This is a genomic window from Streptomyces sp. SBT349 (genome assembly GCF_001083795.1).
Taxonomy (GTDB): domain Bacteria; phylum Actinomycetota; class Actinomycetes; order Streptomycetales; family Streptomycetaceae; genus Streptomyces.
In genome coordinates this window covers 1-15,170 of sequence record NZ_LAVK01000180.1, presented here as the reverse complement: position 1 = coordinate 15,170, position 15,170 = coordinate 1, and the positions used below count along the sequence as shown (strand labels likewise).

Below are 15,170 nucleotides of genomic sequence, written 5' to 3'. Positions count from 1 at the left end.
CGCGCGGGTAACGACGAATACGTGCGGCCAGAGCAGGCCCGAAGGGTGCGCGCCACCCTAGCCCGCCACAAGCAGACCGACCCAAGACCACCGCCATCCGCTGCGCCCGTTCGGACACCCACCTCATCCAAGAGGCCACCGACCGGTCACCGGGACGACCCCGACCCACGAACCCTCCCCCCGTAGGTGCCTCCCTCGTGCATCCGCACGAAACAGACACCCGGCCAAGCACCGGCCACCTAAGCCAGGCGTAGAAGCCGCCCCACCCCAGCCACCAACCGCCAAACCGAAAACCCGCTAGCTCAGCGCCCCCTCGGCCTCCTCCAAGAACGACTCGGCCGCCTCACCCGGACTCATGTTGCCGAAGATGACCTCGTGGCCGTACCGCTCCAGCATGTCCGGGATGTCACCGGCTCCCAGCGGAGGCGCGGTCGGCGCGGCGCTGAGCTCCTCGGCGATCTCGTTGAAGAACGTGAGGGAGGCGACGTCGGCCTCGGGAAGCCCGTCCTGGATGCTCTCCAGCACCGCGCCGTTGACCGGAAGGCCCCGGTCCGAGCCCTGAATGGCGCCCGCGTCCGGGTCGTTGACCATGAAGTCGATGAACCGGGCGGCCTCCTCCGGGTGTTGCGAGCCGGAGAACGAGGACCAGAACATGCTGGGCTGGAGGAACATGCCGCTGGCCTCCGCGTCGGCGAACCGTGGGAGCCGGAGCAGTTCGACGGTCTCGCCCGAGCTGATGCTGATGGTGCTGAGCTGGTTGCTCCACCACATGCCGAGAGCGCCGTCGTTGGTGGCGACGAGGGCGTTCTCGACCGAGCTGCCCAGCTCGGCGCTCAGCGCGGCGTCCGGAGACGCGCCCGCCTCGATGTGGTCCAGCTGGAGCTGGAACCAGTCCGTCAGCGTCCCGGCCGAGGCGCCGATGCCGTCCTCGGTGTACATCTGCTCGCCGCGCTGCTCGGCGTAGATCTTGAGGAACGCGTCGTTGAAGGAGGGCTGCGAGCCGAAGGCTTCCCGTCCCGTCGCCTCGCTGACGCGGGTGCTGATGTCCAGGTAGTCGTCCCAGGTCCAGGTGGTGTCGTCCGGAAGGTCCACGCCCGCCTCGGCGAAGACGGCGGTGTTGGCCATCAGGGCGAACGTGTTGGCCCCGGTGGGGATGCCGACCTGGAGGTCGTCGACCACGCCCGAGGCCAGCACGTCGGGGTCCAGCTCGGTGGTGTCCACGCTGTCCGAGAGGTCGGCGAGGATGTCGTTGTCGGCGAACTCGCCCAGCCTGCGGATCTCGATGGCGAAGACGTCGGGGGCCTCGCGGGAGGCGACCTGGGTGGTGAGCCGGTCGTAGTAGGGGGTGAAGTCGGTGTACTCGGGCTCGATCCTGATGTCGGGGTTCCGGTCCTCGAAGAGGGCGATGACCTCCTCGGTGAGCTCGTGCCGCGAGTCGTTCCCCCACCAGGCGACCCGGAGCTCCACGGGCCCGTCGCCGGAGCCGCCGTCGCCGCCGCAGGCGGTCGCGGTGAGCGCGGTCACCACCAGAAGTGCCGTGAACGAAGAGCGTGTGCGGTAGGACACTGAATCACCTTTCATGCGACCGCGTCAGCGCAGGCCAGTGGTGGCGATGCCGCGGATCAGATAGCGCTGGCCCGCCAGGAAGAATCCGAAGATGGGGCCGAGCGAGAGGACGGACATGGCGAACATGGGCCCCCAGGAGGAATTCCCGCTGGAATCCATGAAGGTGCGCAGGGCCACGGGAACGGTGAACATGTCGGGATTGGTGAGGAAGATCAGCTGGCTGAGGAAGTCGTTCCACGTCCAGATGAAGGTGAAGATCGCGGTGGTGGCCAACGCGGGCATGGACAGGGGGATGATGATGCGGAAGAAGATGCGCCAGTGGCCCGCGCCGTCGATGCGGGCCGCCTCGTCCAGGTCCTTGGGCAGCGTCCTGATGAACTGCACCATGAGGAAGATGAAGAACGCGTCGGTCGCCAGGAATTTCGGGATGATCAGCGGCCAGAAGGTGTTGATCCAGCCCAGGTTCGAGAAGAGCACGTACTGCGGCACCAGCACCGCGTGCAGGGGCAGCATGATCGAGCCCAGCATGACCGCGAACCAGAGCCGTTTCAGCGGGAATTCGAGCCGGGCGAACGCGTAGGCGGCGAGCGAGCAGGCGACCAGGTTGCCCACCACCGCCCCGGCGGTCACGAGGGCCGAGTTGACGAAGTAGTGCCCGAAGGAGTGGCTGAGCGCGCCCCACCCCTCCGAGAAGTTGCCGAGGGTGACCTCGCCCGGGATCAGGCCGGTCTCCCGGAATATCAGCTCCTCCGGCTTCACCGCGCTGGAGACCATCCACAGCAGTGGATACAGCATCACGAAGCCGAACGCGATCAGCAGCAGGTGGGTCAGGACGCGGTGGCGGTGGGCCGCCCGCAGGGTCCGGCCGAACAGCGTGGCGCGGGGGCGGTGGGGCGCGAGGTCATGTGTCACTGTAGAACACCCAGTATTTCGACATCAGGAAGTTGACGGCGGTGAGGGTGGCGATGATGAGAACGAGCACCCACGCCATGGCCGACGCATATCCCATGTCCAGGGAGGGCCCGAATCCCTTGATATAGATGTACATCGTGTAGAACAGCGTGGAATCGGCCGGGCCGCCCTTTCCGCCGCTCACCACGAATGCCTGGGTGAACGACTGGAACGCGTTGATCAGTTGCAGCACGAGGTTGAAGAAGATGATCGGGGTGAGCAGGGGCACGGTGATCGACCGGAACTGCCGAACGCGCCCGGCGCCGTCGATCTGCGCCGCCTCGTAGAAGCTCTGCGGAATCTGCCGCAGTCCGGCGAGGAAGATGACCATGGGCGAGCCGAAGGTCCAGACGTTCAGCACGATGAGCGTGCCGAGCGCCGTGTCCGGATCGGCGATCCAGCTGGTCCCCTCGACCCCGAAGATGCCGAGGAAGCCGTTGACGACGCCGGCGTCCCCGAAGATCTGCCGCCACAGGATGGCGATGGCGACGCTGCCGCCCAGCAGCGAGGGCAGGTAGTAGATCGAGCGGTAGATCGGCAGCCCCGAGACGCCGCGGTCCAGCAGCAGGGCGAGCCCGAGCGCGAAGCCCAGTTGCAGCGGCACGGAGACGAAGACGTACACGGCCGTGTTGGACAGCGCCTTGAGGAAGCGCGGGTCGTCCGTGAACATCTCCGTGTAGTTGTCCAGGCCCACCCAGGTGGCGTCGCCGATCAGGTTGTAGTCGGTGAACGACAGGTAGAGCGAGGCCACCAGGGGACCCGCGGTGATCGCGGCCAGCCCGGCGAACCAGGGCGCGAGAAAGAGATAGGCCGTCCACGCCTCCCTCCGCCGCCGGGTGGCGGCGGCCTTGGCCCGCCGCTGATCCCCCGGCGCGGCAGCACGCCTGAGCATGTGGACCTCCTCCTGCGACGGACGGCGCATGGCAAGCGGTTGCAGAACCGTGCCCCTCAACTGAGCGCCGCGTCAAGATGGTTGCGGCTTATTTATGCGGCAACCGTTTGCCGTATTCCCCCTGACACCCCTCCCGGCGACCTCCGCAGTTACTGGTTCGTTATCATCGCCTCACTTGACGGGTGGCGGCACCCGAGTCAGCCTGTGAGGCGTTTCCCCTGCCGTTTGAACCGTTTCAATATGGAACGGGCCGGAGGGCGCCGACGGCGACGACGTGGTGAGGCCCCGCCTGTCCACCGGCGCCGGCACCTCGGCCTGCCCGGCTGCTAGTCCGGCCGCCCGCCCGCCGAGCGGCCCGTCGCGGCGACCACCGACGAGACCAGTGACGACGACCTCCGAGGCTGGAGACCCCCCGTGAACTCTGCCAACTCCGCGCACACCGCGAGCATCGCGACCGCCGGCCGCGTCCGCTTCGAGCACCACGACGCCCCGCTGGGCATCGGCACCGCGACGCCACGCCTGTCGTGGCAGGTGACCACGGACGACCCCGCCTGGACCCAGACCGCCTACGAGCTCGAACTCCTCGACGGCGACCACCCCCTGAGCGTCACCGTCGCCTCCGCCGAACAGGTCCTGGTTCCCTGGCCGTTCGAGCCGCTGACCTCCAGGGCGCGGGCCACGGTCCGGGTGCGGGCGGCCGGCGGCGCGCGGTGGTCGGAGTGGAGCGAGCCCGCCACCGCCGAGGCCGGGCTCCTCGCCCCCGAGGACTGGACGGCCCGCTTCGTCAGCCCCGCCACCCTCGGCCGCCTCGGCGACGGCGCCCCGCTCCTCGCCAGGACCCTCACCGTCCGCCCCGGCGCCGTCTCCGCGCGTCTCTACCTCACCGCCCACGGCGTCTACGCCGCCACGCTCAACGGCGCCCGCGTCGGCGACGAGGTCCTGGCGCCCGGCTGGACCAGCTACGCCCACCGCCTCCGCTACCGGACGCACGACGTCACCGCGCTGCTGCGCGAGGGCGAGAACGAGATCGAGGTGCTGCTCGGCAACGGCTGGTACCGCGGGCGCCGCGGCTGGGGCGGCCGGCGCGCCTTCTGGGGCGACCGGCTCTCCCTGCTCGCCCAGCTCGAAGTCACCTACGCCGACGGCTCGGTGGAGACCACCGGCACCGACGAGCGGTGGTCGGCGCGCACCGGAGCCGTCCTCGCCGACGACCTCTACGACGGCCAGCGCACCGACCTGCGGCCCGTCGAGCCCACCCGTGACACCGTCGAGGTCCTGGACGAGGACCTGGGCCGCCTCGTCGCGCCCGAGGGCCCCCCGGTGCGGGTCACCGAGGTCCTGCCCGCCCTGCGGGTGTGGACCTCACCCTCGGGGAAGACGCTGGTCGACTTCGGGCAGAACGTCGTCGGCCGGGTCCGCCTCACCGCCCGCGACACCCGCGACGGCGCCGAGATCACCGTCCGCCACGCCGAGGTCCTCGAACACGGCGAGCTGGGCGTGCGCCCCCTGCGCACCGCCGAGGCCACCGACACCTACCTGCTGCCCGCCGCCGACACGCTGGTGCTGGAGCCCGAGCTCACCTTCCACGGCTTCCGCTACGCCGAGGTCACCGGCCTCGACGCCCTGGACGCCGCCGACGCCGAGGCCGTCGTGATCGGAACGGACCTGCGCCGCACCGGGTGGTTCACCTGCTCGGACCCGGAGGTCGACCGCTTCCACGAGAACGTCGTGTGGGGGATGCGCGGCAACTTCCTCGACGTCCCCACCGACTGCCCCCAGCGCGACGAACGGATGGGCTGGACCGGCGACATCCAGGTCTTCTCCCCGACCGCCGCGTTCCTGTTCGACACCGCCGGGTTCCTCTCCACCTGGCTCGCCGACCTGGCCGCCGAGCAGTTCCCCGACGGATCCGTGCCGTTCGTCGTCCCCGACGTCCTGCACCACGAGAGCCCCAGCGCCGCCGCCTGGGGCGACGCCGCCACCGTCGTGCCCTCCGTCCTCCACCACCGCTACGGCGACGCCGGCGTGCTGGAGCGGCAGTACCCGTCCATGCGCGCCTGGGTCGACCGGATCGCCTCGCTCACCACCGACGGGGTCTGGTCGGGCGGCTTCCAGTTCGGGGACTGGCTCGACCCGGCCGCGCCCCCGGACGACCCGTTCGCCGCCCGCGCCGACAGCGACGTCGTCGCCACCGCCCACCTGGTCCGTTCCGCCGACCTCGTCGCCGGGGCCGCGCGCCTCCTCGGGGCCGAGGACGACGCGGAGCGCTACGCCGCCCTCGCCGCGCGGACGCGCGAGGCGTTCGCCCGCCACTACGTCACCGACGCGGGCCGCGTCCTCTCCGACGCCCCCACCGCCTACGCGCTGGCGATCGCCTGGGACCTGCTGCCCACGCCCGAGCAGCGCGAGGCCGCCGGGCGGCGGCTGGCCGACCTGGTGCGCGCGGGCGGCTTCCGCATCGCCACCGGCTTCGTCGGCACGCCCCTCATGACCGACGCCCTCACCTCCACCGGCCGCCCCGACCTCGCCCACCGGCTGCTCCTCGAACGAGGCTGCCCGTCCTGGCTCTACCCGGTCACCATGGGCGCCACCACCGTCTGGGAGCGCTGGGACTCCATGCTCCCGGACGGCACCATCAACCCCGGCCAGATGACGTCGTTCAACCACTACGCCCTCGGCGCCGTCGCCGACTGGATGCACCGGACCGTCGCCGGGCTCGCCCCCGCCGCGCCCGGCTACCGCGAGATCACCGTCCGCCCGCTCCCGTACCCGGCGCTCACCCACGCCTCCGCCCGCCACCTCACGCCCTACGGCGAGGCGAGCGTGGCCTGGCGCCGCGAGGGCGGGCGCCTCACCGTCGAGGCGGTCCTCCCGGTGGGCACCAGCGCCACGGTCCACCTCCCCGGCGCGGAACCCGTCGCCGTCCGCCACGGCCACCACACCTGGACCGTCGCCGAACCGGCGGCCGGTGACCCCGAGGTGACCACCGCGCGCGACCTCATCGACCACCCGCGCCTGTGGAACGAGGCGGTCGCGCTGCTCGTCGCGCACGGCATCGCGGAGGACGCCGCCGCCGTCGCCCGCGGGACCGGCCCCCACCTGGACGCCCCGGCGCGCGACCTGCCGAGGCGCCTGGGCCACCGGCACCTGGGCGACGGCGTGGAGAAGGCCACCAGGGCGCTGGCCGCGCTGCTCGACCCGCCCGGGGCGCCGTGACCCCAGGACTCAGGGAAGGATCGAGTCGACGTAGCCGCCGTCGACGCGCAGCGCGCCGCCCGTGGTCGCCGACGCCAGCTCCGAGCTGAGGTAGACGACCAGGTTCGCGATCTCGGACGGCTCGATGAGCCGCTCGATCAACGACAACGGGCGGTGCTCGCGCATGAACTGCCGCTGCGCCTCGTCCCACGGCCTGTCCGCGCCGACCAGCTCGGCGACGAAGTCCTCCACGCCGCCGGTGTGCGTGGGCCCGGCGATCACCGAGTTGACGGTGACCCCGCTCCCGGCGGCGGCCTTGGCGAACCCGCGCCCCACCGCGAGCAGCGCCGTCTTGGTGACGCCGTAGTGGATCATCTCCGCCGGGATCACCACCGCCGAGTCGCTGGCGACGGAGATGACCCGCCCCCAGGAGCGGTCGCGCATCCCCGGCAGGTAGGTGCGGATGAGGCGCACGGCGGACAGGACGTTGACCTCGAAGTAACGGCGCCACTCGTCGTCGTCGATCTCCAGCGGGTCCCTGCTGCCGAAGATCCCCAGATTGTTGACCAGGATGTCCACCTCGGGCACGGCCTCGTGCAGGGCGGCGGCGCCCTCGGCGGTGGCGAGGTCCGCGGCCACCGGCGTGACCCGCGCGCCCGCCACCGCCTCCCTCACCCGCTCCGCCGCCGCGCCGGTGCTCCCGGGGGACCTGCCGTTGACCACCACATGGGCCCCGGCCCCGGCCAGCGCCTGGGCGATCGCGAACCCGATGCCCTGCGTCGATCCGGATACCACGGCCGTTCGTTCGTTCAGATCGATATGCACCGGAGAGACCCTAGTGGCCGGGGTGCGCGCGGCGCGGAAACGGTTCGGCGCCGGGGTGGGGGGTCGGGTACAGTTTCGAGAGTCCTGTCGTCTCCGATAGAGGTGGACGTTGCGCATCTGAGGTTCGCGATCATCGCGCGGTTCGGGCCCTTCGGGCGCCCGTGACCCTCTGCGTGGATGCGACCTCGGTGCAGATCGCCGTCCCCGGTCCTCGGGACAGGACAGCCGCACCCCCCTCCCGGTCCGGTCGCCGCGTGGTGCTCGCCTGCGAAGCCCCCCGACCACCGCGCACGCGACTGCGAGAACCCTCATGTCCCACCCCTCCGCGCCCGCCGGCGCCTCCCTGACCTGCTCCGCCCTGTCCTTCCAGTGGCCGGACGGCACGACCCTCTTCGACGGGCTCACCCTCAGCTTCGGCCGGGGCCGCACCGGCCTCGTCGGCGCCAACGGCACGGGCAAGTCCACCCTGCTGCGGCTGCTGGCCGGTGAGCTGCGCCCCTCCCGGGGGTCGGTGAGCGTCGGCGGCGGCCTCGCCCACCTCCCGCAGAACATCACCCTCGACACCACCCTCCGCGTCGACCAGGCCCTGGGCATCGGCGAGCGGCGTGCCGCGCTGCGCGCCATCGAGTCCGGCGACGTGGACGAGAGGCACTTCGAGGCCGTCGGCGACGACTGGGACGTCGAGGAACGCGCCCTGGCGACGCTGGGCTCGCTCGGCCTCGGCGGGGTCGGCCTCGACCGCACCGTCGGCGAGATGTCCGGCGGCGAGACCGTGCTGCTGCGCCTGGCCGCGCTGCTGCTGGAGCGCCCGGACGTCCTGCTGCTGGACGAGCCGACCAACAACCTCGACCTGTTCGCCCGCCGCCGCCTCTACGAGGCCGTCGAGTCCTGGCGCTCGGGCGTGCTGGTGGTGGTCAGCCACGACCGCGACCTGCTGGAACGCGTGGACCGCATCGCCGAGCTGCGGTCCGGCTCGGTGAGCTGGTACGGCGGCGGCTGGTCCGCCTACGAGGAGACGCTCGCCGCGCAGGCGGAGACGGCGGGGCGCGCGCTGCGCGCCGCCGAGGCCGACGTGCGCCGCCAGAAGCGCGAGCTGGAGGAGACCCGGACCAAGGTGGCCCGCCGCCAGCGGCACAGCAAGAAGATGGACGCCCAGCGGCGGGCCCCCAGGATCGTCGCGGGCGAGAAGAAGCGGTCCGCGCAGGAGTCGGCGGACAAGCTCCGCGGCGTCCAGGAGGACCGCCTCGACGAGGCGCGCGAGCGGCGCGAGGAGGCGGCGGAGGCGGTCCGCCACGACGCCGAGATCCGCGTGAACCTTCCCCACACCGCCGTGCCCGCCGGCCGCACCGTCCTGCGCCTGAACGAGCTGCGCCCCCGCTTCGGCACGCTGCGCACCGGCACCCTCCAGCTGCACGGGCCGGAACGCGTCGCGCTGCTCGGGCGGAACGGCGCGGGCAAGACCACCCTGCTGCGCACCCTCACCGGAGAGCTGGCGCCGCTGTCGGGCCAGGCCGAGACGTTCGTCCCGCTGCGCTTCCTGCCGCAGCGGCTCGACGTCCTGGACGACGGGCTGAGCGTCGCGGAGAACGTCTCGCGCGCGGCTCCCGGGGTCACCGACAACCACATCCGCTCGCAGCTGGCGCGGTTCCTGTTCAAGGGGGCGCGCGCCGAGCAGCCCGCGGGGACCCTCTCCGGCGGCGAACGCTTCCGGGCCGCGCTCGCCGCGACGATGCTCGCCGCCCCGGCGCCGCAGCTGCTGATGCTGGACGAGCCGACCAACAACCTCGACGTGGCGAGCGTGCGGCAGCTCACCAGCGCGCTGGAGTCCTACGAGGGGGCGCTGCTGATCGCCGGCCACGACCTGCCGTTCCTCCAGTCGGTCGGCATCACCCGCTGGCTGCTGCTCGGCGAGGAGATCACCGAGAGCTCCGCCGACGAGATCCACGGCCTGCTCGAAGCGTCCGAACCCGGCTAGGGCCGACGACCGGCCCGCACCCCACCCGTTCCCCGAAGGAGATCCCCATGACACGCGTCACCCAGGCACGCCGTTCCCCCGCCGCCGGCTCGGGCCGCCGTTCCTCCGACGTCGCGGTCCTGCCCAACCCGCCGCCCGGCACCCGCCTCGACGCCATCCGCGCCCATCTGGAGGGCGCGGGCGCGCCCGCCTACCGCTTCCGGCAGCTGGTGCGCTGCCTCACCGACCGGGGCGTGGCGCGCTTCGCGGACATGGAGGAGCTGCCCGCCGCCCTGCGCCGGGACCTGACCGAGCGCTTCGGGCCCGCCGTCCTCCCGCTCACCCCGGTGGTCACCGAGGCGGCCCCGCAGGTCGAGAAGGTCCTCTTCGCCACCCGCTCGGGCGCCCGCGCGGAGACGGTCCTGTCCCGTTACCGGGCCGGGTGGTCCTCGATGTGCGTCTCCTCGCAGGCGGGCTGCGGCCTGGGCTGCACGTTCTGCGCCACCGGCGCCGTGGGCCTGGTCCGCAACCTCACCGCCGACGAGATCCACGGCCAGGTCGTGCACCCGCACTGGCGGGCCGGAGGCCGGGCGCTGCCGGACAGCGTCGCGTTCATGGGCATGGGCGAGGCCCTGGCCAACCCCCATGTCCTGCCCGCCCTGCGGCTGTTGACGAGCCCCGGCTACGGCGGGATCTCGCCGCGCAGGATCACCGTCTCGACCGTCGGGTTCACGCCCGGCCTCGAACGGCTGGTCCGCGAGCAGCCGCGGGTCACGCTCACGCTGTCCGTGCACTCGCCGTTCGCGGAGCAGCGCGCGGAGCTGATCCCGCTGGAGCGCCGCTTCCCGCTGGCCGGGAATCTCGCGGTCCTCGACCGGCATGTCGCCGCCGTGCGCCGCAAGGTGTACCTGGCGTACCTTCTGATCGCCGGGGTCAACGACTCCGCCGACCACCTGGCGGCCCTGGCGCGACTGGTGCAGGAGCGGCCCCGCCCGGAGCTGTTCCACGTCAGCGTCATCCGGTACAACGCCGCCTCGGGGGCCGACCCCTCCTACCGGGCTCCGGCGGTGGAGGAGGTGGCGGCGTTCGTCGCGCGGCTGCGCGCCCTCGGCGTGCGCGCCACGCGCAGGCGGCAGTTCGGCGCGTCGATCGACGCCGCGTGCGGGCAGCTCCACGCCCGCTACCTGCTCGCGGCGCGCTTCCCCGGCACCGGTTGACGTGCCCGTCGCGTTCCCGCCCGCGCGTCGCCGGTTCCTTGACGATGCGTGGCCACCCGGCGGGAAGCGGTGGGCGTCGGGCGCGCGGGACGGCATGATCGCCCGGGGCCCAGGGGGATGCCCAGGGCCCACCAGGCCAGGAACAGCAGGGTCCAGGCGGCGGTCATGGCGATGGCCAGCGGCAAGGTGTACGAGGCGAGCGTGCCGATGCCCGCGTTCTTCCGGTAGCGCTGGAGGAAGCCGAGCGCCATGACGAAGTACGGGCTCATCGGCGTGATCGCGGTCGAGCCCGAGTCGGCGATCCGGAAGAGCGCCTGGGTGGTCTCCGCGGGAACGTCGACCAGCATCAGCATCGGGACCAGTACCGGGGCCGCCAGGGCCCACATCGCGGAGCCGCTGGTGACCATGATGTTGACCAGGGTCAGCAGCACCAGCACCATCAGGAACACCGCCACCAGGGGCAGCCCGCTGTGCTCCAGCGCCTCGGCGGCGCGGACGGCCAGCACGTCGCCCACCCGCGTCCAGTCGAAGTAGGCCAGGAACTGGGCGATGGCGAAGAAGAGCACCAGCACCGGGGCCATCTGCCGGATGCCCTCGGCCATCAGCCGCGGCACGTCGGCCGCCTTGCCGATCACGCCGGTGCCCCTGCCGTAGACGATGCCGACCAGCCCGAAGAGGAACGCGACCACCGCGGCGATGCCGTCGAGCAGCGGGGACTCCACGATGCTGCCGCCCTCGCCGCGCAGCGGGGAGCCGTGCGGCACCATCACGATCACCAGCGCGGCCAGCGCCACCACCAGCGCGGCGGTGGCCCGGCGCAGGGCGGCGCGCTCGCGGTCGCTCAGCCGGAGCCCGCCGATGTCGTCGAGCTCCGCGTCGGGGTCCGCGTCGAGGTCGGGGCGCTTGCTGAGCACCAGCTTGGTGACCAGCGTGATCACGGCGGCCAGCAGGACCGAGGAGGCGATGTTGAAGAACCAGTTGCTCAGCGGCGACACATACGCGTCCTCGCCCCCGACGATCTTCGCCGCGGCGGTGGTGATGCCCGCGAAGATGGCGTCGTTCGGGGTGGGCACCGGGCTGGCGTCGTACCCCGAGGCGATCGAGGTGTAGGCCACGACGATCCCCAGGATCGGGGAACGGCCCACCGCGCGGAACGCCAGGCCGCCGAGCGGCACCAGGATGATGTAGGCGGCGGCCGACGCGACATGGGCAACGGTGCCGGCGAAGGCGACCGCGAACACCACCCAGGACGCGGGCACCCGCGAGACGCCGACCCGCATGACCGCGGCGAGGAAGCCGCTGCGTTCCGCGACGGCCACGCCCATGATCACCACGACGATGGTGGCCATCGGCGGGAAGGTCGCGAAGTTCTCGATCATGGTCGAGACGGCCATGGCGAAGCCGTCGCCGCTGAGCAGGTTCCGCACCGCGACGGTCTCGCCGTCGCTGGGGGAGACCACCGAGACACTGGCGGCGGCGAGGATGGCGCTGATCACGGCGAGGATGCCGGAGAGGATCCAGAACAGCCAGAACGGGTGCGGCAGCGCGTTGCCCGCCCGTTCGATCACCGCCATGGCGCGGAGCATCCACGGCAGCCGGTCGGTGGTCTCCCGCTGCGGCAGCGTGGGCGGGGTGGGTGAGGTCACGGCGATTCCTCCTTCAGCGGGCGGCGGAGGCCGGGAGGCGGTGGACGCGCAGGAACCGCCACAGTTCCTCGTGCGCCTCGATGGTCTGGGTGGTGATCCCGCCCCCGCTGTAGACGTCGGCGCCCGGCCAGGTGTGGCCGCCGTCCGTCACGGCGACCTGCGTGACCCGCGCCCCGCGGTCGCAGCCGACCCAGCGGGAGACGGTGATGTCCGGCTCGATGACGCGCGGAGGCAGCCCCGCGGCGCAGCCGTCGCGCTCGGCCCAGGCCGCCGTCCAGTCGGGCACGGCGGGCAGGCCGCGCTCGGGGTCGCCCGCGAACGGGATGGTGACGTCCCCCGTCCCGTGGAACGCGATCACCGGAACCGGCCTCGACGGCGCGCAGTCCTCGCCGGTCCCCGGGTAGTAGGCGCCCGCGACCGGGGCGATGGCCGCGATGCGGTCGGCCATGCGGCAGGCGAGCAGCGCGGTGAAGCCCGCGCCGTTGGACTTGCCGGTCGCGTAGACGCGGCGTTCGTCCACGCAGAGCTCGGCGGTCAGCTCGTCGAGCAGGTCGGCGGTGAACGCCACGTCGTCCACGCCGGGGGCGGCGTAGGGCGCGCCCTGCCACGCCTGCCGGTCGCCGTCGCCGGTGCCGACGACGCCCTCCGGGTAGACGACGACGGCGGGCAGGGAGGACAGCTGGGAGAACTCCTCGGTGCCGGCGCCGGTGTTGCCGCGGCCGTGGAACGCCAGCACGAGCGGCCAGTCCCGGCGCCCGTCGTACTCCTCCGGCAGGTGGAGGCGGTAGCCGCGGTCGAGGCCGCCGCTGGTGAGGGTGTGCGGGGCGCTGGTGCCGGGCTCCTGCGGAGCGGGCCGGCGGCATCCGGCGCCGCCGGTCTCGGCACTGGCGGTGGCGGGGGCGGCGGTGGCAGGGGCGGTGAACGGCCCGCCGAGCAGCGCGAGGCCGGTGAGGACCGTCGCGGCCGAGGCCAGGAGGCGAACTCGGGTGTGTTTCATGGCAGGTTCCTTCCGCCGGACGGCGTCGTCCGGCGCGTTGGGCCGATGTCGGGGACGGGGGGAGCGGAGGCTCGGAGGGTCAGGGGGTCATGTGGCCAGCCACTCGGTGACGAAGGCGGCGACGCGCGAGACGATCGCGCTCACGACGGCCTCTCCGTCGTCGGCGGTGACGCGCCTCGGGTCGCCGAGAACGCCGTTGGGGCTCAGCCGGTCGTAGGGGACCGCGAGGGTGGGGTGGCCCCCGTGGCGGGACAGGCGGGCGAGCGGGTCCAGTTGGCCGAGGCCGGTGGTTCCGGCGGTGAGCAGGTCGGCGCGCACCAGGTGGGGGGCCAGGTGCAGAAGCTGCGCGGTCTCGGCCTCGCCGCCGTGGCCGTGCACCTCGCTCACGCCGAGACCTGCCACGACATCCGCGGCGAGCGCGGTCAACGGGGTCCAGGCGAACTCCAGTTCGGGCAGGGTGGCCAGGAGATCCTGGGCGACGGTGCCGAGCGTGGCGTTGTTGCCCGCGTGTCCGGTGACCACGAGGATCCTGCGCCAGCCGTGCTGGTGGAGGCCGGTCACATACTCGCGGGTCAGCGCGGCGAGGGTGGCCGGGGTGAGGCTCACCGTTCCGGCGAACGCGCGGTGGTGCGGGGAGACTCCGACCGGCAGCGGTGGGCCGATCACGGCGCGGCCGTTCAACTCCGCCGCCACGAGGTCGCAGACGTGCTCGGCGCGGATGAGGTCGGTGGCCAACGGCATCCCGGGGCCGTGCTGTTCGAAGGCTCCGGCCGGGATGAGGACGACGGGGGCGGTGGTGACGGCCTCGGCCGCCTCCACCGTCGTCATCTCGCCGAGCCGGTGGGGCCGGGGGCCCGGGGCGGGGACGCTCATCGCCGGGGCTCCGGGATGGCGTCGCGGTCGGGGCCGAAGTCGGCGGCGGCTATCGCGTCGCGTATCGCCGTCAGGTGGTCGCGGGTGAGGCGTTCGGCCTCGGCCGCGTCGCCGTCGCGGACGGCGGTGAAGATCGCCACATGCTCCGCGTGGTCGCGCACGCGGTCGTTGTACCGGTGCCTGATCTCGGTCTGCTCGTGCGCCCTGACGTCGAGGAGCGCCTCGACGGCCTCCCTGAGCAGGGAGTTCCCGCTGGCCGCGGCGAGCGTGACATGGAAGTGCAGCGCCACCCGCAGGGAGTCGCCCGGCGGGTGGAGCGCGTTGTCGGTGGCCGCCGCCAGCTGCTCGACCGCGACCGGAACGCGGGCGCGCGCCGCCGCCGCCGCGATGGCGGGCTCCAGGACCAGCCGGGCCTCGACCAGTTCGAGGACCGAGGCGCGGCTGCCGCGCGGCAGGTGCGGATTGGCCAGCAGCCTGCGGTCGATGCCGGGGCCGACGTAGGTGCCGGAGCCGTGCCGGAACTCGACCACCCCCATGGCCTCCAGCCGTCGCAGCGCCTCCCGCACCGTGGGAGTGGTGACCTCGAAGCGGCGGGCGAGGTCTCTGGAGGAGGCCAGCGCGTCGCCTGGGCCCAGCTGTTCGGTGCGGATGATCGCGACGATGTTGTCCGCCAGCCGCTCGGACAACGACACCTCGTTGTGACTCATAAAGTGAATAGATCACTTGATCTCTGTGGGTGTCAATGGGGTGGCTGGGGTGGCTTCCGAGGCTTTACGCAGCCACGTTGGGGCGAGCCTCTAAGATCGGGGGCCCAGATCGGGCACTTGCGGGCAGGTGCACAGCCTGCCCGATCCGCTGGCCAGCGTATGGGCCCCCGATCTCTCGCCCCAACGCAGCTCCTGCCCAAAGCCTCTCCAGCCCCGTGGGTGGCGCCGGGGCCCCGTGCGGGCCGTGGGCGGCGGCCGGATGCCCCTTCGGGCAACAGGGGTGGGGGACTCTTCTGGGACTTCGGCGCGCGGGGGAACTCGGGGGCGCGCGGCCAGGGTGCGCGCGC

11 protein-coding genes are annotated in these 15,170 nt (G+C 72.6%); 3 read left to right on the top strand and 8 right to left on the bottom strand.

Annotated elements, in window-relative coordinates; genetic code table 11:
* Positions 1-297: 297 nt before the first annotated feature.
* The 3 genes from ADY01_RS21310 to ADY01_RS21300 are packed head-to-tail and all read right to left on the bottom strand — an operon-like array spanning position 298 to position 3,409.
* Entirely contained in the window at positions 298-1,566 is a 1,269-nt protein-coding gene (locus ADY01_RS21310) for an ABC transporter substrate-binding protein (RefSeq protein ID WP_234320342.1), read from the bottom strand.
* Between the two features lie 24 nt (positions 1,567-1,590).
* Complete coding sequence (locus ADY01_RS21305) at positions 1,591-2,478, bottom strand: carbohydrate ABC transporter permease (RefSeq protein WP_234320341.1); 888 nt, start codon at positions 2,476-2,478, stop codon at positions 1,591-1,593.
* Positions 2,468-3,409 carry a carbohydrate ABC transporter permease gene (locus ADY01_RS21300; RefSeq protein ID WP_049576011.1) on the bottom strand — a complete coding sequence of 314 codons (942 nt, stop codon included), beginning with the start codon at positions 3,407-3,409 and terminating at the stop codon, positions 2,468-2,470. Before ADY01_RS21300 ends, ADY01_RS21305 begins: the two co-directional genes overlap by 11 nt.
* A 414-nt stretch (positions 3,410-3,823) precedes the next feature.
* Here ADY01_RS21300 and ADY01_RS21295 point away from each other — a divergent pair, with 414 nt between their 5' ends.
* Positions 3,824-6,625 (top strand): family 78 glycoside hydrolase catalytic domain, encoded by a 2,802-nt coding sequence (locus ADY01_RS21295; protein ID WP_234320340.1) that lies wholly within the window; start codon positions 3,824-3,826, stop codon positions 6,623-6,625.
* A 9-nt stretch (positions 6,626-6,634) separates the two neighbouring features.
* Here ADY01_RS21295 and ADY01_RS21290 read toward each other — a convergent pair whose 3' ends face one another.
* On the bottom strand, positions 6,635-7,429 hold the full coding sequence (locus ADY01_RS21290) for an SDR family NAD(P)-dependent oxidoreductase (RefSeq protein ID WP_049576007.1): 795 nt from the start codon (positions 7,427-7,429) through the stop codon (positions 6,635-6,637).
* A gap of 310 nt (positions 7,430-7,739) precedes the next feature.
* Between ADY01_RS21290 and ADY01_RS21285 the strand changes: the two genes are divergently transcribed.
* Entirely contained in the window at positions 7,740-9,404 is a 1,665-nt protein-coding gene (locus tag ADY01_RS21285) for an ABC-F family ATP-binding cassette domain-containing protein (protein WP_049576003.1), read from the top strand.
* Between the two features lie 47 nt (positions 9,405-9,451).
* Entirely contained in the window at positions 9,452-10,600 is a 1,149-nt protein-coding gene (locus ADY01_RS21280; RefSeq protein WP_078900473.1) for a radical SAM protein, read from the top strand.
* Here the strand turns inward: ADY01_RS21280 and ADY01_RS21275 are convergent.
* The 4 genes from ADY01_RS21275 to ADY01_RS21260 all read right to left on the bottom strand — a co-directional run bounded on the left by ADY01_RS21275 (position 10,564) and on the right by ADY01_RS21260 (position 14,823).
* The gene (locus tag ADY01_RS21275) at positions 10,564-12,246 is read right to left on the bottom strand and encodes an AbgT family transporter (RefSeq protein WP_324613163.1); all 1,683 of its coding nucleotides are present in this window, start codon (positions 12,244-12,246) and stop codon (positions 10,564-10,566) included. The two genes, ADY01_RS21280 and ADY01_RS21275, sit on opposite strands and share 37 nt — an antisense overlap.
* A gap of 13 nt (positions 12,247-12,259) precedes the next feature.
* The gene (locus ADY01_RS21270; RefSeq protein ID WP_078900472.1) at positions 12,260-13,243 is read right to left on the bottom strand and encodes an alpha/beta hydrolase family esterase; all 984 of its coding nucleotides are present in this window, start codon (positions 13,241-13,243) and stop codon (positions 12,260-12,262) included.
* Between the two features lie 87 nt (positions 13,244-13,330).
* On the bottom strand, positions 13,331-14,116 hold the full coding sequence (locus ADY01_RS21265; protein ID WP_049576000.1) for a creatininase family protein: 786 nt from the start codon (positions 14,114-14,116) through the stop codon (positions 13,331-13,333).
* The gene (locus ADY01_RS21260) at positions 14,113-14,823 is read right to left on the bottom strand and encodes a FadR/GntR family transcriptional regulator (protein ID WP_049575997.1); all 711 of its coding nucleotides are present in this window, start codon (positions 14,821-14,823) and stop codon (positions 14,113-14,115) included. Before ADY01_RS21260 ends, ADY01_RS21265 begins: the two co-directional genes overlap by 4 nt.
* Positions 14,824-15,170: the final 347 nt, after the last annotated feature.

Bases quoted from the DNA above. Each gene is read 5' to 3' on its own strand.
- ADY01_RS21300 (WP_049576011.1), bottom strand. From the start codon at position 3,409: ATGCTCAGGCGTGCTGCCGCGCCGGGGGATCAGCGGCGGGCCAAGGCC.
- ADY01_RS21285 (WP_049576003.1), top strand. From the start codon at position 7,740: ATGTCCCACCCCTCCGCGCCCGCCGGCGCCTCCCTGACCTGCTCCGCC.
- ADY01_RS21280 (WP_078900473.1), top strand. From the start codon at position 9,452: ATGACACGCGTCACCCAGGCACGCCGTTCCCCCGCCGCCGGCTCGGGC.
- ADY01_RS21270 (WP_078900472.1), bottom strand. From the start codon at position 13,243: ATGAAACACACCCGAGTTCGCCTCCTGGCCTCGGCCGCGACGGTCCTC.
- ADY01_RS21265 (WP_049576000.1), bottom strand. From the start codon at position 14,116: ATGAGCGTCCCCGCCCCGGGCCCCCGGCCCCACCGGCTCGGCGAGATG.
- ADY01_RS21260 (WP_049575997.1), bottom strand. From the start codon at position 14,823: ATGAGTCACAACGAGGTGTCGTTGTCCGAGCGGCTGGCGGACAACATC.